The sequence below is a fragment of the Corynebacterium felinum genome, from assembly GCF_030408755.1.
GTDB lineage: Bacteria > Actinomycetota > Actinomycetes > Mycobacteriales > Mycobacteriaceae > Corynebacterium > Corynebacterium felinum.
Genome location: NZ_CP047209.1, coordinates 1,267,227 through 1,286,783 on the forward strand (window position 1 = coordinate 1,267,227; position 19,557 = coordinate 1,286,783).

Genomic DNA, 19,557 nt, shown 5'->3' on the forward strand with positions numbered 1-19,557 from the left:
AAAGGAAAAATATGACCCGCGAAGTTCACCACTACATCAACGGTGCAATCGTCCAAGGAACCTCTGGTCGTTTCGGTGATGTCTACAACCCAGCATTGGGTGCAGTCCAAGCCAAAGTTGCACTGGCAACCCGCGAGGAAGTCACCACCGCCATCGATGCCGCCCAGGCAGCACAACCGGCGTGGGCAGCACTGAATCCGCAGCGCCGCGCCCGCATCTTGGGTAAGTTCGTGGATCTGATCCGCGCCAATATGGATGAGCTGGCATCGCTGCTGTCTAGCGAGCACGGCAAAGTGTTGGCTGATGCCCGCGGCGATATCGAGCGCGGTTTGGATGTGCTGGAATTTTCCATGGGTGCCCCGCACCTGCTCAAGGGTGAGAATTCCGATTCTGTTGGAAGCGGTATCGATACCTATTCCATGCGCCAGCCACTCGGCGTGGTCGCCGGAATTACTCCTTTCAACTTCCCAGCCATGATCCCATTGTGGAAGCTGGGTCCTGCCGTTGCTTCTGGTAATGCGTTTATTCTCAAGCCTTCCGAGCGCTGCCCATCGGTGCCCTTCCGGTTGGCGGAGCTTGCAACCGAAGCTGGTTTCCCCGCCGGTATTGTCCAGGTTGTCAACGGTGACCGCACCGCGGTGGATGCGCTGCTGGAGGATCCTCGCGTGCGTGCCTATGGTTTCGTGGGTTCCACCCCGATTGCCCAGTCCATTTACGCGCGTGCTGCGGAGTTGGGCAAGCGCGCCCAGTGCTTCGGTGGGGCGAAGAATCACTGCGTGATCATGCCCGATGCCGATCTCGATCAGGTTGCGGATGCACTCGTGGGTGCTGCCTACGGCTCTGCTGGCGAGCGCTGCATGGCGCTGTCGGTAGCGTTGCCGGTGGGTAAAGAAACCGCCGATCGTCTCGTGGAAAAGCTGACCGAGCGCATTGCCCCACTGAAGGTGGGGGCGTGGGATAATCCTGATGCTGACTACGGTCCGCTGGTGGGCCGCGATGCTTATGAGCGGGTGCGCAGCTACATTGACCAGGGCGTGGAAGCTGGCGCGGATTTGCTTGTCGACGGCCGCGACCTCGTCGTTGAAGGCTACGAGTCGGGCTTCTTCATCGGCCCCTCCCTTTTCGACAACGTGACCAAGGACATGTCGATCTACACCGACGAAATTTTCGGCCCAGTGCTGTGTATCGTCCGCTGCGCTGATTACGAAGAAGCACTTGCACTGGTCAACGATCATGAGTACGGCAACGGTGTGGCGATCATGACGAACAATGGTGGTGCTGCCCGCGACTTCGCGCACCGCGTCCAGGTGGGCATGGTTGGTATCAACGTGCCTATCCCAGTGCCTATTGGTTACTACACCTTCGGTGGCTGGAAAGCATCGAGCTTTGGCGATCTGAACCAGCACGGCCCCGATGCTTTCCGTTTCTACACCAAGACCAAGACGGTGACGGAACGCTGGCCTTCCGAGCCATCCACCGGCGCGAAGTTCATCATGCCGCTGGGTGATCAGTCGTGACAGATATTCGCTACGAAGTTGTCGGATCGGCAGGGGTGATTACTCTTGATCGCCCCAAGGCTCTCAATGCTTTGACTCACGCCATGGTTGTTGCGCTTGATGCTGCTTTGGATCAGGCAGAATCTGATGAGAACGTCAAGCTTGTGCTCATCCGTGGCGCAGGCGAACGAGGCTTGTGCGCTGGTGGGGATATCGCCGAATTGATGCGTGCCACCAACGAGGAAGCGCGGGGATTCTGGGAGCGTGAGTATGCGCTTAACTTAAGAATCTCCCGTTTTCCTAAACCCTATGTTGCCATCATGAATGGGATCGTGCTGGGTGGGGGCGTGGGTATTTCTGCTCACGGATCTCACCGCATCGTCACCGACGACACCCGCATTGGTATGCCGGAGGTCAGCATTGGTTTCGTTCCCGATGTGGGTGGTAGCTACCTTCTGAGCCGCGCACCCCACAACTTAGGCCTCTACCTTGGGCTTAGCGGCAAGCATGTAGGTGCGGCAGAAGCCATTGCGGCGCAGTTGGCGGATATCTTTATCCCGAAAGACTCGCTTGAGGCCGCCGTCGACACGCTCTGTCAGACAGGGGATGTGAACGTGCTCGCCGAGTTCAGCGCCGATCCCGGCGAAGCATTCGACGGTAAGATCGCCGAGATTGAAGCCACCTATGAAGGTGTGAACTTAGACACCATTGACCAGCACTGGGGCACCAATAGCCCAGTTGCAGTCGCAGTCACCTGCGCCTCCATTCAGGGGGCGAAGGGGCTTGATCTCGAACACGCGCTCGCGCGAGAGCTTGTGGTCAGCTGCAACATGCACGCCTTCCCAGACTTTGTCGAAGGGGTGCGTGCGATGATCATCGACAAAGATCGTAACCCCCAGTGGCAACCCTTTGATCCCACCGTGGTCGAGACCATGTTTAAGGAGTGATTTTTGATGAAAACTGTAGCATTTATCGGCCTGGGAAACATGGGCGGGCCGATGGCAGCAAACCTAGTCACAGCCGGTTTTCAGGTGCGCGGCTTCGACCCGCAAGAAGCAGCCCGTCAAGCAGCCGAAACACACGGTGTGGCAAACTGTGCAAGCGCTGTCGAGGCGGCACGCGATGCTGATGTGGTGATCACCATGCTGCCCAATGGGGCGATTGTGAAAGCAGTGTATGGCGACGGTGTGCTCGACAGTGTAAAACCAGGCGCACTGTTTATCGATAGCTCCACCATCGATGTCGCCGATGCCCGCGATGTTGCACACATGGTGCACGACAAGGGGCATCGGGCAGTGGACGCACCGGTCTCAGGTGGCATCGTGGGTGCACACAACGCCACCCTCACGTTCATGGTCGGTGGCAGCGACGAGGCGTTTGCAGCTGCCCGCCCCGTGCTTGAAGCGATGGGTAAAACCATCGTGCACTGTGGGGAGAGTGGCACCGGCCAAGCAGTGAAGATGTGCAACAACATGGTGCTGGCAGTGTCGATGATTGCAGTATCGGAAGCTTTTGTGTTGGCAGAAAACTTAGGTGTCGACCCACAGGTCTTCTTCAACGTGGCGTCGACCGCAACTGCCTCCTGTTGGGCGCTGAATACTAACTGCCCAGTCCCAGGCCCAGTACCGACCAGCCCGGCAAACCGCGATTTCCAGCCTGGTTTCGCAGGCGCGTTGATGTCGAAGGATTTAGGCTTGGCCGCGAATGCGATCGCCCAAACAGGTACGGATGCGAAGATGGGGTCACTAGCAGTTGAGGTGTACCGTGCATTTGCTGAAGGTGAAGGCGCAGGCAAGGATTTCTCCGGCATTATTGAGAGCATTCGCCAAGGTAAGGTGTAGGAATGTACGACAATATTGAGGTTTCTCGTTCTGGTCGCGTCGGTTTTATCACCTTAAACCGCCCGAAGGCTTTGAATGCGCTGAACGATCACACCATGCGTGAGGTTGTTGCGGCGGCTCAAGACTTCGACCGCGACCGTGGTATTGGCTGCATTGTGCTCACCGGCAGCACCAAGGCGTTTGCCGCAGGTGCTGATATTAAGGAAATGAGCGAACAATCCGCCACCGACATGTACATGTCGAACTGGTTTTATGGGTGGGAAGAGTTCACCCGCGTGCGCACTCCCATCATCGCTGCGGTCGCAGGTTATGCCCTCGGCGGGGGTTGTGAGCTTGCCATGATGTGCGATTTCATTATCGCCGCCGATAATGCAAAGTTCGGGCAGCCTGAAATTAACCTTGGTGTTCTGCCGGGCATGGGTGGCTCGCAGCGTCTGACCCGCGCGGTGGGCAAAGCGAAAGCTATGGATATGTGCTTAACCGGGCGCATGATGGATGCGCACGAAGCTGAGCGTTCGGGTCTGGTTTCGCGGGTTGTTGGTGTTGATGAGCTTATCGACGTCGCCACCGAGGCCGCGGAAACAATCGCATCCAAGTCGCTGGTTGCATCCATGATGGTGAAGGAAGTTGTCAACGCGGCATTTGAAACCACTCTTGCACAGGGCGTTGACTTTGAACGGCGAGTCTTCCACTCCGTTTTTGCCTCCAATGATCAAAAGGAAGGAATGGATGCTTTCGTGAATAAGCGAAAGCCTGACTTCACCAACTCTTAAAAGCTTAATCCTCCACAGGATCGCCATACGTGTGGCGAACCTGGGAGCATAAACGGAACAAGGCATCGCGATTGGTGGCGTCAAGCCCAAAGTTTTCGAAAAATTCGTTAAGCTCTGGGGTTGCCGCATTCACCAGCGCGATGCCTTGATCTGTAATACCCACCAACGTACCCCGGCCATCATGTGGATCAGGGGTACGTTTGACTAACCCATCTTTTTCTAAACGCGACACCATATGAGTGACTGAGGCTGGGGGAACCTGTAAACGCGTGGAAGCTTTCGTCATTGGTAATGCACCGGAGCGAGAAAACATGAGTAAGGCGAGCAGTTCGTAGCGTGAAAAGCTGATACCGAATGGGCTCAAGATGCGTTCTGCCTCCGCGCTGAGAAGTTGCGCTGCGCGAATCACCGATACCACCGTGGCCATGCCTTCGGCAGCATCAGGCCAGCCGTGTGCCTGCCAATTGCGTTTAGCTTCAGCGATATGATCTTTGGTGGTTTTCATTCAGTGCGTCGCTTTCCGGTGTGGGTATCAAAAAGGGAAAACCCTCGGTGTTATTGTCACCGAGGGTTATTGTAAGGTTATCCGCGCAAGGAGGGGAAGTCGCTGTCGCAGAACTCCGCGCCTACCTTCGCCGCATCTGGGTCTTGAGCATGGATTTCCACTTCACGCTTGCGGAGATCCACACGACGAATCTTACCTGAGACTGTCTTAGGAAGATCATGGAATTCGAGGCGTCGAATACGCTTATAGGGGGCCAAAGCCTCACGGCAATGCTTCAAAATCGACTCCGCAGTCTCCGCATCCGGCGCAAAGCCATTGGCCAAGACCACATAGGCTTTCGGCACAGCCAAACGGATCGGATCAGGGGAAGGAACCACCGCAACTTCAGCAACCGCTGGGTGCTCAATTACTGCCGATTCCAGCTCGAAGGGGGAGAGGCGATAGTCGGAGGCTTTGAACACATCGTCACCCCGGCCAACGTAGGTGATGTAACCATCCTCGTCCTTATCGGCGATATCGCCGGTGTGGTAGAACCCATCGCGGAAGGTTTCGGCATTCTTCTCTGGATCTCCGAAATAGCCAGGGGTCAAGCCCACGGGGCGAGGATCGATGCGCAAGCAAATCTCACCATGGTTGCTTTCTTCCCCTGTAACTGGGTCAACCAAGACCACATCCATGCCAGGAAGCGGCCTGCCCATCGAACCGGGCTTGACCAACTGGCCTGGGGTATTAGCGATCTGCACGGTGGTTTCCGTTTGGCCAAAACCATCGCGGATAGTCGTGCCCCAGGCCTTTTCCACCTGAGAAATCATCTCCGGATTCAGTGGCTCGCCCGCGGCAACGAGTTTTGTTGGGGGCTTCTTCAAACGAGTCAGATCGGCCTGCGCCAGCATGCGCCACACAGTAGGGGGAGCGCAGAAGCTGGTCACGCCCTCGCGATCCATCACATCCATCAGTGCGGCGGCGTCGAAACGCGCATAGTTGTACAAAAATACGGTGGCACCTGCGATCCACGGGGCAAAGAAGTTACTCCACGCGTGCTTCGCCCAACCTGGGGCTGCCACATTCAGATGCACATCTCCTGGGCTAAGCCCAATCCAATACATGGTGGACAAATGCCCAACCGGATAAGAAGTGTGGGTGTGCTCCACCAGCTTCGCCTTTGAGGTGGTGCCGGAGGTGAAGTACAGCAGCAAAGTCTCATCAGCTGCGGTGAGTTGGGTAGGGGTATAGGTTTGGCTCGCGGAATAGGAATCGCTGTAGCGCAGGGTGGGGTGCGCAGACTGCGCGTCTTCCTCGTCGCCGACCTGAATCACCGTGAAATCGCCCTGGACATGCTCAAACTTTGCTGCATCTTCGCCGTTGGCAATGACCCAACTAATCTCAGCGCGCTCGGTACGATCCTGCAGATCAGCCTCGCCCAACATAGCGGTTGCTGGGTTGAGAACGAAACCAGCACGGATACAGGCCAGCATGGATTCCCACAGTTCGACCTGGTTGTTGAGCATCAACATCACACGATCGCCGCGCTTAACACCTTGCTCCTCCAACCAGTTCGCCAACTGGGATGAGCGAGCCGAAAGCTGGGCGAAAGTCCGTCGGGTTTCCGTGCCGTCCATTTCGCAGATCACCAATGCTTCGCGCTCGGGATCGAGGTGGTCAAACCAGTCGATGGCGAAGTTGAAGTGGGAAAAACGTGGCCACTCGAAGCCCGCGCGGGCAGTCAGATAATCCTCGCGGTGGGTGACCAGGAAGTCTCGTGCTTTTTTGAACTCTTCGGTGACAGTCATGGCGAAAAGCCCCTCCTTTTATGTTCACAGTCAAACCACAACTTGTGGCCTGCGTCTCACTACATAGTAGTTCGAGATTGAAATAAAAGTAAGGGTTTTGGCTGAAAAATATCGAAAAATTCCCGTAATTTCTGCCGAATTTGCCCCCTTCTGAAGGGTTAAGAGAACGTTTAGCTCGACTTTCGTACACTTGCGATGACTATTCTTCCCAGTTCGAGGTAGGCATCGTGGGCACTAATATGCTCGGCATAGGCGCCGCATTGGATGTTTTGCATCGTGTCGGTAATCATGGCGGCGAGGAAACGTGGGTTGGGGGCATGAAAATCGCCACTGGCGATACCGGCTTCAATCAGCTGGATGATGCTTTCTAGTGCCGCTTTGGTGTTGCGGCCATAAATTTCTTGGGCAACTTTTACCTCTGTGAGGTCTCGCATAAAGGCGGGGGAGGCGGATTTTAAGGAGGTGGCGATCGCCTCAAAGTAGGCGGTCAGGGCTGTGTGGGGGTTTTTGTGGGTTGCTAACTGTTGCTGAGTAATGCGGGCTGCTTCGTTGAAGAAGGAGATGAGGATGCGCTTGATAATCGCATCGCGCGTATCGCCTAAGGCATAGACGGTGCTTTTGGAGCATTTGTAGCGTTTTGTGGCCGCGTCGATAGTGAAGTTGGCGAAGCCTTCTTCGAGGAAGCTGCGCAGAAGGGCGCTGAAAAGTTCGCGTTGCCGCTTTGTTAATGGGGTCATGATCTCTATTGTCTCATGAGATTTTTTCTCAAAGTCGTTGCGAAGTCTGCCAACTAGCCGTACGATCTTAGGATAAATCGTACTGTTTCTTAGGAGGAGCCTTGACCACCACGTCGCTGCCCGAGGCAGATTTTTTCCACGTAACCCACCGACTCTCATCGGAAGAACGTCACAAATATCAGCAGATCCATGAGTTTCTTCAGTCCGAAATTCGCCCAATTTCTGGCCAATACTGGGATAAAGAGGAGTTCCCTTTTGATGTGCTGCCGAAACTGGCCGCACAGGGCTTGGGTGAATTGCAGCTCACGGGCGCATCCCGCCTGCTGAAGGGCTTGGTCTATGCGGAGGTTACCCGCGCTGATGTGTCGATTTCTGCGCTCGTGGGTATCCATAATGAGCTGGTGCTGGAGCTGATTGCTGATTTGGGCTCGGAGGAGCAAAAGAAGACGTGGCTTCCAGGCTTGCGCATGTTTGAAAAGGTGGGTTGCTTTGCGCTCACGGAGCCGGATCATGGTTCGGATATTGCAGGTGGTCTAGCTACCACCGCGACTCGGACGGAGTCGGGCTGGGTGATTACGGGAGCGAAGCGCTGGATTGGTGGCGGTACTTTCGCCGATTTTGCCATCGTCTTTGCCCGCGATACTGCTGATAATGAGATTAAGGGATTCATTGTTGAGCTTGATCGTGACGGGGTGACGAAGTCGAAGATTTCGCGCAAGATGGGGCTGAGGATCATGCAAAACGCGGACCTTGGCTTTGATCATGTAGAGATTCCGGCTGAGAATCTAATCCCTGGCGCGGCGAGTTTTAAAAATGTGAATACTTATTTGAAGAATTCCCGTGCGTGGGTTGGTTGGCAGGGTGCTGGTTTGCAGCTGGGTATTTTTGATGCTGCCCGCGACTATGCGCTCTCCCGTGAGCAGTTTGGCAAGCCGATTGCGAAGTTCCAGTTGATTCAGGAAAATCTGGCGCGGATTTTGGGTAATGCGACAGCGAGTTTGTCCATGATGTCCCAGTTGGCGTGGGTGCAAGAGCAGGGCAATTTACAGATGCATTACGCGGCTCTAGCGAAGGCGACGACCACGCGTTTGGCGCGGGAATCGGCGGCCTGTGGGCGTGCGATTGGTGGCGGTAACGGTATTTTGACGGAATATGAGCTGTCGAAGATGCTGTGCGATGCCGAGATTTTGTACACCTATGAGGGCACGTATGAGATTAATTCGTTGATTGTTGGCCGTGCGATTACTGGCCAGTCGGCCTTTGTTTAGAAGGAGAGTGTTGATAATGCATGCTTCTGCTGTTGTTACCGGTGCCGCGTCGGGTTTGGGTGCGGCGACGTCTCGTGCGCTTGCCGACGCCGGATATCAGGTTTATGGTTTCGATCTGGCTGCTGAGTGTGAGAAAGATCCACGTATTACCTACCTTCAGGTGGATGTGACTGATCCTGAGCAGGTTCGCAACGCAATTGCTGGGATCGAGGATCCACTGCGGGTGGCTATTAACTGCGCGGGCATTTGTCCGTCGATGCGGATCGTAGGGCGTAAAGGCCCGCATGATCCAGGGTTGTTTGCCACAACGATCAATGTGAACCTTTTGGGTACGTTCCATGTGCTCACCTATGCTGCTGAGAAAATGGCTGGTCAAGAACCCATGGATGCTGATAAGCAGCGTGGGGTGATCATTAACACCGCCTCCGTGGCTGCCTTTGAAGGCCAGATCGGACAAGCTGCCTACGCGGCTTCTAAAGGAGCGGTTCATGCGCTGAGTATTTGTGCAGCGAGGGATTTGGCAGGAGTGGGGATTCGAGTGAATGCGATTGCCCCAGGCATTGTGGCAACACCCATGATGGCAGGTATTTCGCCTGAATACCGCGAAGAGCTGGAAAAGCTGGTGCAGTTCCCGGCGCGCATGGCAAAGCCGGAGGAGTATGCTCAGTTGGCTTTGTCGATTGTTTCCAATCCGTATCTTAATGGGGAGACAATTCGCCTCGACGGTGCGCTTCGTATGCCACCGCGCTAACGTACAGGACACATAAGCGTCGGTTCCGTCATGATGACGACGGAACTGACGCTTTTTAATGCTTTGGGGAGGATTTTCTCTGTGCTCTAGCCCTATGAGTTAGAGTTTCAGCGCGCAGGTGAAAAATTGACCTGCGGTTTTAGTGGTAGCATGTGCTCTATCTCTAACTGATAATTCTCATAGATCCATGGTCAGTATTCCCACAGTTTTTCTCGGTGGGGTATCACGCTGCGCTGGGAAGGTTCGCCCCTGACCCAACACCCTTTATTCCCCTTCGGTGCAGTAAAGGGGGCGCACTGAAGGGGATTGGGCCTTGTGCTAATGCCCAGGATAAGGATTTAAACCCCAGTACGGGAAAATTGAGCGGCTGGTTGCCACCATCGGGGCACAGGGTTGGACTGTGAGCCTGCGCTCGGGGGAGAAATCGGCAAGTGCGTGCGCTGCGCCGGCGTCGCCAAGCATCAGCCCACTATCACAGCGCACCCGCTGCTCCCAGCCTGCAGGAAGCGTCGCATCTGCCGGTAGTTCCACGCCTGCCACAGCACACAACAGCTGTGTCCAGGCACGCCCCACGGAGTCGCGATTGTAACCGCCACCGCCAATTGCCACCCACTTACCCTTCGCATATTTCTGCGCCCAACCAGCAACAGAGCGATACGCAAGCGCCATCGCATCAATACTTAATTCCAGATCCGCCAACGGATCATTGCGATGCGGATCAGCACCATGCTGCGAAATGATGATCTCAGGGCGGAAGCGGGACAAGATTTGCGGGACAATCCCATGCACAGCCTGCAGCCACTCCACATCTCGCGTATGGCGCGGGAAAGCAATATTCACCGCAGTCCCAGCCGCATCCGGACCCCCAATATCGTGCGAAAACCCGGTGTAAGGAAACAGATACAACCCCGATTCGTGCGCCGAAATAGTCAGCACCCGCGGATCATTCCAAAACATCGCCTCAACCCCATCCCCATGATGAGCATCAAGATCGAGATAACACACCCGTGTTGCGCCTTGATCCAACAACCAGCGGATAGCGGCCGCAGCATCGTTGTACATACAAAAACCACTCTGGCGATTAAACGTCGCATGGTGCAACCCGCCGGACAAATTCACCGCGCGGGCATGCGTACCATTCCACACCGCTTGAACAGCAGCGACAGTCGCACCCACCACCCTGGCGGCAATCGGGGCTAAACCAGGTGTTAGCGGGTGCTCATGATCACCAATCCCAAAATCAAGATCCGGGGTCTGATCAATGGTCGCCTGAATATAGTCAGGGCAGTGCACTGAAGCGACATAAGCCGCACAATCAAGTGGCGGCTCAGCAATATCAAAGAGCTCCAGCACCCCAAAATGTTGCGCCAACTCCATGGCCACGCGCACCCGATCAGGACCCATGGGGTGATCCTCGCCAAAGGAATACTCCAACAGCTCAGCCGTATGAAGAAGCAAAGGTTTCATAGCGACCTCGCTAAAGGATCACGCTCACCAGCCAATGCCGCAATACGAATTCGTGCCCCCACCACAGATGTCTCACGACTACCGGCAATCACAGGTGTCAATTCCACCTCCACAATGGAAGCAATATCATCACTGAGTGCCGCAATGCGCATCAACACATCCTCGACAGAATCCAAACGAGTAGGCCCATGCAACAACTCAGCCGACTGCAAACCCTCCAACATACTGCGCGCATCCACCCGACGCAGCGGAGGAACCCGCCAACTGACATCATTGAGCAACGACGAAGCAATACCTGAAGGCCCCACACTGACCATAGGCCCCAAGGCTGGGTCTTCAATAGCCCGCACAACCAAACTTGCCCCAGGCGACACCGTCGGCTGCACCACCGGAAGCATCGAATCAAGATCAAAAATCGTGGCGAGATTCTCCAACGATGACCACGCAATCTTAAGCATATCCGCATCCGCAATATTACGAATCACAGCATTAAGCTCCGGCCGACCCCGAACCACAGGATGCACCGACTTCAACACCACATCCCAACCAAACTCCTCAGCAGCTTCAACAGCCTGCTCAAAACTATCCACCGCAATCCACGGCACTAAAGAAACGCCATAAGCAGCCAAAATCTGCGCAGTCTCTTCATCCGTAGTCCACCTACCCTCCGGTGACTCATCCAACACAGATGCAACCACAGCCTGCACCGCAGCACTATCACCACAAGCAACCTCATCATCCGGATGAGGCCTTGCTGCCGCACGCAACTGCGCATTCTCCACCACCAACGACACAGTCTCCAACGCATCGGCATAATTCGGGAAAAACGGAACCTTAAACTCCACCGACTCCGGCAACTCAGGACGCCTGAAGCCCACCATTGTTGCCACAAGCGGAATCTGGGTGTTAATACCAGACATTGCTACCGCAAAATCCTCCAACACCCTGGCATTAATCTCCACAATCCCACTCAGCACAACATCCGCATCCCCCGACTCAACAGCACGCTGCGTAGCCGCACTAATCTCCTGAACAGGATCGCCCGCAACCGTAATCGGGGTAGGAACCAAACCAAAACGAATCGCCGACTGGCGCATCTGCTCATTCAACCCAGCCGAATTCGAAATCAACGTCACCCGCCTCCCCCTCGGCACCGGCTGCATACTCAAATACTTCGCAATGTCATACATCGTGTCCCGACGACTCACCACCATCGCACCAGTCTGACGGATCACACTATCCAACGCATGCGCGGAAGCACTCGCCAAACCAGTCACATGATGATGCCGCGCCGACTTCAACGCCCGCGACGGCACAAACACCACCGCATGCTTCGCTAAAGCCAAACGCCGCAACACCCGGAAAAACTTCCGCGGATTACCAATCTGATCAATCGACAACAACGCCACACTCGTACGCGGATCATCCGCCCAAAACTGAATCACATCATTAGCAGTGACATCCGCAAACGACCCAGTCGAAATAAACGAACTCAACCCACAATCCCGATCCAACGCATGCGACAACGCCAACGTCGCAATACCCGCAGTCTGCGTAAACAAACCCACCGAACCAGCCTTCGGCATCGGCGCTGGCGAAGCATTCAACCGCACAGCAGGATCAGTATTAATAACCCCCAACGCCGCAGGACCAAGCGCCCGCAACCCAAACGAACGCGCCTTGTGCACAAAACGCACAGCATCCGACTCCGACACCGCCGGATTCGGCCCCTGCGCCATAAAAATCACCCCAGCAGCATTCTTCTCAGCCGCCGCCGCCAAAACCCCCTCCATCGACTCCGAAGAATACGTCACAATCACCACATCAACATCCCCCACAATGCTGCGCAAATGCACAGCATCCTCCCCCTCATGAGTGACAATATGCAACTGACCCGCAAAACGTGCCGACAACAACTCCGGCGCAACCCGCTGCAAATCAGCAACACTACCAACAACCGCCACCGACTTCGGCTCCAACAACCGACGAATCGAATTCGCCTCCGCCCGCAACTCCCGCCGCTCCATCACCTCACGCGAACTCTGTGTGGCATCAATGGGAAAATCAACAACAATAAACCCATCCTCCAACTCAGGCTTCACCTCATAACCCGCGCGGATAAAAACCTGAATCATACTCCGATTTTCAACCAACACCTCCGCAAAAAAGCGCTCAACCAAACACTCCCGCCCAATCTGCGCCAAATGCTCCAATAAAATATTCCCCGCCCCACGACCATGATGATCATCTTGAACCAAAAACGACACATCAGCCACACGCGCCGGCAAAAACTGCTCCACAATCTGATAGCGCGCCGTGGCAACAATCCGCTCCCGCTCCACCAACACCAAGGTCACAGTGTCGAAATAATCAATATCCAACCACTGGCGCAAATCATCATCACTCAACGTCGGATGAGTAGAGAAAAAACGCAAATACTTCGACTTCGGCGAAACCCGCGAATAAAACTCAATAATCGCCTCACGGTCTGATTGGCGCGCCGGGCGTAAGGTGGCGATGCCACCATCGTTTAAAATGACATCAGCTTCCCAGCGGCTGAGATTGAGATGAGTGCTCACTGTTGTGTTACCCCTTTCACATTTATCACCTATGCTACTGCGTTTTTACTTTCCAGGGGAGTACTTTTCCGTTATCCACGATCAACGGATGAGAATAGTCTTGGCCAGCACTATCGTCGTAGGCATCCATCAGATAGCGCTGCAGGTGCTCACGGTCGGGGAAGAGTAGGGCTTGGTAGGGTTTGTCGAAAGCCAGCTTCTCGATGAACAACATTTTTCCTTCGTGTTCAACGGCGATTCCGACGTGTCCGATGAACATGTGCGCGGGTTCGTCGAGGATGTCGTGGAGGAACACTGCAACGAAATGAACGTTGGGGTTATTGAAGACGATGTTGTGCCTTGCAAAGTATTTCTCAATATCTGCGGCATGCTGGTCGGGGTCCTTTTCGGCAGTGGTAGGAATTCGGCCATAAAGGACGTCGAAGTTATGCCGTTCTTCTTCGTTGAGGATCGGTGATTGCCGAAGGGAATCGGAATCAATAAAGAGCAGGCTTGGGTCAACCTCGGCGTTCGAGGCGATGGTGAAGCTATTGGCTCCAAGGACAAAGGAATTGATGCGGCAATTTGTGCCGGGGTATTCAGGGTACTTTTCCAGCCACGCTTCAGAGATTGCTTCGAGATCGTAATGAGTGGCTGTGTCGTTGTAGTTGACAAAGCCCTGGGCAACGAGTGAGCCGGTGGGCACTGTGGTGTTGAATTCTTCGACGTTGCTTAGGAAACGGGAGATGTTTTCTTCTGATACACCAGCGTCGCTTAAGGCTTCGCGCACAAGACTGTGGGATTGGGTATCGACGAGGTTGCTGAAGGTGACAGCTTTTTCTTCACTGGCGCAGCCTGTGAGGGTGAGTGTGAGTATTCCGATGAGGGTCAGTAGTATGTTTTCCCAGCGCATGGCACAATCCTAGTCTGATCTGCGGATTTGTTAAGTTTTTTATGTTCGTATATTGTTTTGATTCGTACCGCAAGGAACGCAATGCCCCGTTCGTCTAGCGGCCTAGGACGTCGGCCTCTCACGCCGGTAACACGGGTTCAAATCCCGTACGGGGTACAATTCAAAAAACCTCCTTCCCTTCTTAGGGAAGGAGGTTTTTTTGAGGTTTAGCGGCTGAGCATTCCGCGCAGGCTGAAGGGGATGAGTTGGGTGGGGATAAGTCCTGCAAGGTAAGCACCGATTGCGCCTAATAATGCGATGGCAACAACCCCGAGGGTGGCAAGAACGGCCGACAGAGCCCGTGTGGGGAAAGTCGGCTTCGGTGGGGGAGGAGTTGTTGAGCTGCTGGTAGAAGAAGGTTCGACTGTTGCCGTCGGTACTGGAGTAGAGCTCGGCGAATGAGTCGTGCTTGGTGCTGGCGTGGGGGTTGGTGTCGGGCTAGATGTGGGTACCACAGTTGGTGTTGGCGTGACGGTTGGGGCGAGTGGTGGTGTGACTGTCGGCGTGACCGTTGGTGTGGGGGTGGGTGCAACGGGACGTTGTGAAATGTGCAGGTACTTATAGGCTGGTTGAGCTTCGTGCAGTGGGGGCTGACCCGTCCATGTCTGCGCACCCGACGCGGTGGGATTGTGATTGACCTGGGTGTGCATGGTGTTGGCAACTCTGAGTTCACCGGTTTGGACACTATTGGTGCCAGCGGTAGCGGTGATATCGCCACCGTTGATATGGATGAAAATTCCCGATAGGGCGTAACTGTCTGTGGGGCTAGTTGAGCTCGCATTGACGGTGCCGCCGTTAATAGTGAGTTCGTGTTCTTGGGCGTAGATCGCTCGGCTGCCTGCTGCCGCATTCTTGGTGTAGGACTTCACTGTTCCAGAATTGATTGTGATGGCGTAGCTTGAACTTAAGCCCGCACTCCAGAACTTTGTTGATTTTCCTGCTGAGAGCACTAATGTTGGCCCATCAACGACGATGCTTGGAAGGGCATGGATCGCGGAATTCCATTGCTGGGTATCGCTGGTTGTTACTTCGAGGACACCCGTACCGCTAAAAGTGATAGTGCCTGATTGGTGCCCGCGGAAATACGCTGCATTAATACCGTGCGAACTCTCATTGATGGTCACAGTATTTTTCCCGGTGAGGTAAACGGTGAGGTTTTTGTAGGTCGAGTAGATTCCTGCGACCTCAACCGTTCCTGCTTCGGGGGTGAGAACTACGGGAGTTGTGACCTCTGCGTTTGTTAAATACAGCGTTGTGGTGGCTGGATCGAATCTGGCAGTCCCATTGCCCAAGATGTTTGAATAGTTGGAAGTTGTGGCCTGAACGCCGTTGATCCACAACGTTTCTGGTTCGGAATCGTCAGCGCGGGCGCTGGTTGTGATCAAGCTGAGCATCAGTGCTAGTGCAGCGAGAAAGGCCACGGTGCTATGCCAGGGGCGTGTGTGGGTATTCACTGTTCCTCCTCAAGCTTTAAGGTATTCACAAAGATGTTGACTGAAGATATTTGCTGTTTTTCAGCCATTTTTTGCAGGAGGTGTAGCGCGAAGAAATATTTTTAAGCAAAATTACATCGATTTTTTAATTTTATTCGAGGGTTCAGGGGTAAATGTGGGTAATGCGTACACCGCAATTGGCCTCAGTATGTGCTCATAATCTGTGTTTGAGGGGGGATAAGGTGGGATGCGACGGTGTGGTCAGGTAGCACAGTACAGCGTATTCTCAATGGTGACTGTGTGTGCGCACCGTTTGTTGTGTGCCGGGGCTCAACACCCTTGTGAAGTATTTATGGTGAGCCCTTTTTGTACACATGGTCACAATGGAGGGGCTGGTTTGTGCAGCGGTGCTTACAGAAGGTGTGCTTTTCAGCAGAATTTTTCATATTTTTGTTGAGAGGGCGTGCCTTAACCACTGCGTGAAAGGATACGAAGGTGAGTGTTTTATCCCCGCGTCTGATGCGGGCAATTAACGTAGCCAGTGTGGGTCATGATGGGCACTATAGAAAAGCAACAAAAATTCCTTATATAAGTCATCTTTTTGCGGTGATGCATATTCTCGCCCAGTTTGATGTACATGAAGATCTTCTGATCGCTGCACTGCTTCACGACGTCATCGAAGACCGGCCGGGAACGGTTGATGTTGAAGCAGAATTCGGCCCCAACGTTGCACGCATTGTTCTTGAGGTGACCAAAGATAGCTCTTTGGATACTTGGCAGAAGCGTGCCGATGATTATCTTGCAAGACTTGAACAGGCCAGTGATGAGGCGGTGCTTCTTGCGCTTGCTGATAAGTACCACAACCTTCAGAGCATTCTTGCCGATTTTGATGAACACGGTGACAAGCTGTGGGAGCGCTTTAATGCCGGAAAACAAGCGCAACAGTGGTGGTATACGAAGATGGGTGAGCTTGTGGCGCGAAAAATGCCCGCGCATCCACTTGTGGCGGAATTTGCGGGCTTGGTCAAGCAGGTGGTGGTGCTGTGAACATGCGCAAGAAAAGTCGCGAAAGCGCCGTGGCCTAGGCTTTTAGAGCAAGGCTGACAGCGTGAGTGCGGCGTCGATAAGCTCTTTCGACCACTTTGCTGGGGAGGGGCGGAAACGCTCAGCTGGGCCAGAAATGGATAAAGCGGCGACAAAAAGTCCCTCAGCATCGAAAATGGGGGCAGTAATTGATGCCAATCCTACTTCGCGTTCCGATACTGATTCAGCCCACCCGTTTTCGCGCGCCCGATCCAGGTCTTCCTGCGTAAACTGCGGATTATCACTCAAGATGCTATCGCGCAGCGCGGGGGAGGAGTAGGCGAGAAAAATTTTGGCGGCACTGCCGGCGGAAAGTGGAAGTCGGGTGCCCACGGGGACAGTATTTTGCAAACCCGAGGCTGGTTCTTGTGCCGCGATGCATACGCGTGTAGCACCAGCGAGCTGGTAGAGCTGCACAGATTCCCCCGTGGTGTCCATGAGTTCAGCCATGATGGGGGTGGCGGCGTCGATAAGTTTTGTGGAACTGCCTGCGCCAAGGCTGGTGAGTACGGCGCCAATCGTCCACTTGCCCTCGGAGGTTCGCGTCAAAATATGATGCGTTTCAAGCGCGGTGGCAAGTCGATGTGCGGTGGCGCGGGGGAGTTGGGTGGCCTCGCATAGTTCCGCGAGTGAGCGGGGGTGTTCTGCAACGGTGAGCATGATCAGCACAGCCCGGTCGAGGACCTTAATGCCACTTGTTGGTGCCGATTCTGAATTATTCTGTCCCATGCTATGATACTAACATCTCAATTAGTGAGATTCTAATGAGCGACTTTGACAGTAAGTAGGTGACCTTCATCCATGACCAGCCCCGTGGATTCCGGCAAGAAGTTAACACTGGCCGAAAAAGTATGGCGTGACCACGTAGTAACCAAAGGAAATGGGGACGAGCCCGACCTCATTTTCATCGACTTACAGCTCCTGCACGAGGTTACCAGCCCGCAAGCCTTCGACGGACTCCGCTTGGCTGGCCGCAGGATGCGCCACCCCGAACTGCACCTCGCCACCGAAGATCACAACGTGCCTACCGCAGGCATTAAAAGCGGCAACCTGCTTGAAATTAACGACATGATTTCTCGCACCCAGGTAGGCACTTTGCGCAAAAACTGTGAAGAATTCGGTGTGCGCATCCACTCCATGGGTGATATCAACCAAGGTATTGTGCACCAAGTAGGACCCCAGCTCGGTGCCACTCAGCCCGGCATGACCATTGTCTGCGGCGATTCCCACACCTCCACCCACGGGGCATTTGGTGCCATGGCCTTTGGTATTGGCACCTCTGAGGTTGAGCATGTGATGGCTACTCAAACCCTTTCGCTGAAACCTTTTAAAACCATGGCGATTAACGTCAGCGGCGAATTGCAAGAAGGTGTGACAGCTAAAGATTTGATCTTGGCTATCATCGCGAAAATTGGTACCGGCGGCGGCCAGGGTCATGTGATTGAATACCGTGGTGAGGCTATTGAAAAGCTCTCCATGGAAGCTCGCATGACTATTTGTAACATGTCGATCGAAGCAGGTGCCCGCGCGGGCATGATCGCACCGGATCAAACCACCTTTGAGTACATCAAGGGTCGTGAGCTTGCGCCTCAGGGGCAGGATTGGGATGCTGCTGTTGAATACTGGAAGACCCTGCCCACCGACGAGGGTGCAGAGTTCGATACCGTTGTTGAGATTGACGGCTCTGCGCTGCGCCCATTTGTTACCTGGGGTACAAACCCTGGTCAAGGCTTGCCATTAGACGCTGTGATCCCAGACCCAGAGGACTTCACCAACGACAACGACAAGGCAGCTGCCGAAAAAGCGCTGAAATACATGGATCTGGTACCAGGCACCCCAATCCGTGAAATCCCTGTGGATACAGTCTTCTTGGGTTCCTGCACGAATGCCCGTATGGAGGATCTGCGCGCCGCCGCCGGTGTGCTCAAGGGGCGCAAGGTGAAAGAGGGCGTGCGCATGATGGTGGTGCCTTCCACCGCTTTGGTTAAGAAGATGGCGGAGGAAGAAGGGCTGGACAAGATCTTTATCGACGCCGGTGCCGACTGGCGTTCAGCTGGCTGCTCCATGTGCTTGGGCATGAACCCCGACCAGCTCGCACCAGGGGAGCGCTCCGCCTCAACCTCAAACCGCAACTTTGAAGGTCGTCAGGGGCCGGGTGGTCGCACGCACCTCGTCTCCCCGGAGGTTGCCGCCGCCACCGCTGTGGTTGGGCGTTTTGCCTCTCCCGCCGATTTGCCCGCAGTGTAGGAAAGCGAAAGAAAAACCATGGAAAAATTTGTTAAGCACACCGGCATCGCTGTCCCGCTCACTCGTTCTAACGTGGATACCGACCAAATCATCCCAGCTGTCTATCTCAAGCGTGTGACTCGCACTGGTTTTGAGGATGGCCTGTTTAACAACTGGCGCACCAACGAGCCTGACTTCGTGCTCAACCGTGATGTGTACCAAGGTTGTTCGGTGTTGGTGGCCGGTCCTGATTTTGGTACTGGTTCTTCGCGTGAGCATGCCGTGTGGGCGCTGATGGACTACGGTTTCAAGGTTGTGTTCTCGTCCCGCTTCGCGGATATTTTCCGCGGCAATTCTGGTAAGGCAGGGTTGTTGGCTGCGTTGATGTCGCAGGAGAATATTGAGCTTTTGTGGAAGCAGCTGGAGCAAAACCCGGGTGTGGAGGTTACTGTCGATCTTGAGCAACGCATTGCGACGTGCCAAGGCAATGTGTACCCGTTTGAGGTTGATGATTACACTCGCTGGCGTTTGATGGAGGGCTTGGATGATATCGGCCTTACGTTGCGCAAAGAAGAAGAGATTGCAGCTTTTGAATCACAGCGCCCCAGCTTCAAGCCGAAGACTTTTTAAAGCACATAGAGTGTAAGTATTGGCAAGCCCCGCAGCTTTCTATGCGG

Annotated in this window: 17 protein-coding genes and 1 tRNA gene; 10 read left to right on the top strand and 8 right to left on the bottom strand. The window is 54.5% G+C overall.

The features are described 5' to 3' along the window. The first annotated feature begins 11 nt into the window (after positions 1–11). The 4 genes from CFELI_RS05510 to CFELI_RS05525 are packed head-to-tail and all read left to right on the top strand — an operon-like array spanning position 12 to position 4,110. Complete coding sequence (locus tag CFELI_RS05510; protein ID WP_277104079.1) at positions 12–1,517, top strand: CoA-acylating methylmalonate-semialdehyde dehydrogenase; 1,506 nt, start codon at positions 12–14, stop codon at positions 1,515–1,517. Continuing rightward, on the top strand, positions 1,514–2,443 hold the full coding sequence (locus tag CFELI_RS05515) for a 3-hydroxyisobutyryl-CoA hydrolase (RefSeq protein WP_277104080.1): 930 nt from the start codon (positions 1,514–1,516) through the stop codon (positions 2,441–2,443). The genes CFELI_RS05510 and CFELI_RS05515 overlap by 4 nt, the downstream gene beginning before the upstream one ends. Positions 2,444–2,449: 6 nt before the next feature. Further along, positions 2,450–3,337: a 3-hydroxyisobutyrate dehydrogenase gene (gene mmsB / locus CFELI_RS05520; RefSeq protein ID WP_277104081.1), complete on the top strand. Its 888-nt coding sequence runs from the start codon at positions 2,450–2,452 to the stop codon at positions 3,335–3,337. 2 nt (positions 3,338–3,339) lie between these two features. Further along, positions 3,340–4,110 carry an enoyl-CoA hydratase gene (locus CFELI_RS05525; RefSeq protein WP_277104082.1) on the top strand — a complete coding sequence of 257 codons (771 nt, stop codon included), beginning with the start codon at positions 3,340–3,342 and terminating at the stop codon, positions 4,108–4,110. Positions 4,111–4,114: 4 nt separating this feature from the next. Here the strand turns inward: CFELI_RS05525 and CFELI_RS05530 are convergent, their stop codons facing one another. From CFELI_RS05530 to CFELI_RS05540, 3 genes are all read right to left on the bottom strand, one after another. Then, the gene (locus CFELI_RS05530; RefSeq protein ID WP_277104083.1) at positions 4,115–4,615 is read right to left on the bottom strand and encodes a MarR family winged helix-turn-helix transcriptional regulator; all 501 of its coding nucleotides are present in this window, start codon (positions 4,613–4,615) and stop codon (positions 4,115–4,117) included. A gap of 77 nt (positions 4,616–4,692) precedes the next feature. After that, complete coding sequence (locus CFELI_RS05535) at positions 4,693–6,405, bottom strand: AMP-binding protein (RefSeq protein WP_277104084.1); 1,713 nt, start codon at positions 6,403–6,405, stop codon at positions 4,693–4,695. Between the two features lie 170 nt (positions 6,406–6,575). Next, positions 6,576–7,142: a TetR/AcrR family transcriptional regulator gene (locus CFELI_RS05540; RefSeq protein WP_277104085.1), complete on the bottom strand. Its 567-nt coding sequence runs from the start codon at positions 7,140–7,142 to the stop codon at positions 6,576–6,578. A gap of 101 nt (positions 7,143–7,243) precedes the next feature. Between CFELI_RS05540 and CFELI_RS05545 the strand changes: the two genes are divergently transcribed. Both CFELI_RS05545 and CFELI_RS05550 read left to right on the top strand, forming a co-directional pair. Beyond that, positions 7,244–8,410 carry an acyl-CoA dehydrogenase family protein gene (locus CFELI_RS05545; protein WP_277104086.1) on the top strand — a complete coding sequence of 389 codons (1,167 nt, stop codon included), beginning with the start codon at positions 7,244–7,246 and terminating at the stop codon, positions 8,408–8,410. 7 nt (positions 8,411–8,417) lie between these two features. Beyond that, the gene (locus CFELI_RS05550; RefSeq protein WP_277104087.1) at positions 8,418–9,161 is read left to right on the top strand and encodes an SDR family NAD(P)-dependent oxidoreductase; all 744 of its coding nucleotides are present in this window, start codon (positions 8,418–8,420) and stop codon (positions 9,159–9,161) included. Positions 9,162–9,479: 318 nt separating this feature from the next. Here CFELI_RS05550 and CFELI_RS05555 read toward each other — a convergent pair whose 3' ends face one another. The 3 genes from CFELI_RS05555 to CFELI_RS05565 are packed head-to-tail and all read right to left on the bottom strand — an operon-like array spanning position 9,480 to position 14,099. Then, positions 9,480–10,628: an acetoin utilization protein AcuC gene (locus tag CFELI_RS05555; RefSeq protein ID WP_277104088.1), complete on the bottom strand. Its 1,149-nt coding sequence runs from the start codon at positions 10,626–10,628 to the stop codon at positions 9,480–9,482. Further along, entirely contained in the window at positions 10,625–13,207 is a 2,583-nt protein-coding gene (locus tag CFELI_RS05560) for a GNAT family N-acetyltransferase (RefSeq protein WP_277104089.1), read from the bottom strand. Before CFELI_RS05560 ends, CFELI_RS05555 begins: the two co-directional genes overlap by 4 nt. A 34-nt stretch (positions 13,208–13,241) precedes the next feature. Continuing rightward, on the bottom strand, positions 13,242–14,099 hold the full coding sequence (locus CFELI_RS05565) for a DUF4300 family protein (RefSeq protein WP_277104090.1): 858 nt from the start codon (positions 14,097–14,099) through the stop codon (positions 13,242–13,244). Between the two features lie 83 nt (positions 14,100–14,182). Here CFELI_RS05565 and CFELI_RS05570 point away from each other — a divergent pair. Then, positions 14,183–14,255: transfer RNA gene (locus CFELI_RS05570), tRNA-Glu, on the top strand. 50 nt (positions 14,256–14,305) lie between these two features. On the opposite strand, the gene CFELI_RS05575 is transcribed toward CFELI_RS05570, so the two are convergent. After that, a complete protein-coding gene (locus CFELI_RS05575; RefSeq protein ID WP_277104091.1) occupies positions 14,306–15,592 on the bottom strand; it encodes a hypothetical protein in 1,287 nt (428 codons plus the stop codon). Positions 15,593–16,066: 474 nt separating this feature from the next. On the opposite strand from CFELI_RS05575, the gene CFELI_RS05580 reads away from it, so the two are divergent. Further along, positions 16,067–16,618: an HD domain-containing protein gene (locus tag CFELI_RS05580; protein ID WP_277104092.1), complete on the top strand. Its 552-nt coding sequence runs from the start codon at positions 16,067–16,069 to the stop codon at positions 16,616–16,618. Positions 16,619–16,660: 42 nt separating this feature from the next. Here the strand turns inward: CFELI_RS05580 and CFELI_RS05585 are convergent, their stop codons facing one another. Further along, positions 16,661–17,383 (bottom strand): IclR family transcriptional regulator, encoded by a 723-nt coding sequence (locus CFELI_RS05585; RefSeq protein ID WP_277104093.1) that lies wholly within the window; start codon positions 17,381–17,383, stop codon positions 16,661–16,663. A 72-nt stretch (positions 17,384–17,455) separates the two neighbouring features. Here CFELI_RS05585 and leuC point away from each other — a divergent pair, with 72 nt between their 5' ends. After that, positions 17,456–18,901 (top strand): 3-isopropylmalate dehydratase large subunit, encoded by a 1,446-nt coding sequence (gene leuC / locus CFELI_RS05590; protein WP_277104094.1) that lies wholly within the window; start codon positions 17,456–17,458, stop codon positions 18,899–18,901. Between the two features lie 18 nt (positions 18,902–18,919). Beyond that, positions 18,920–19,510, top strand: a complete 591-nt coding sequence (leuD, locus tag CFELI_RS05595; protein ID WP_277104095.1) for a 3-isopropylmalate dehydratase small subunit — start codon at positions 18,920–18,922, stop codon at positions 19,508–19,510. Positions 19,511–19,557: the final 47 nt, after the last annotated feature.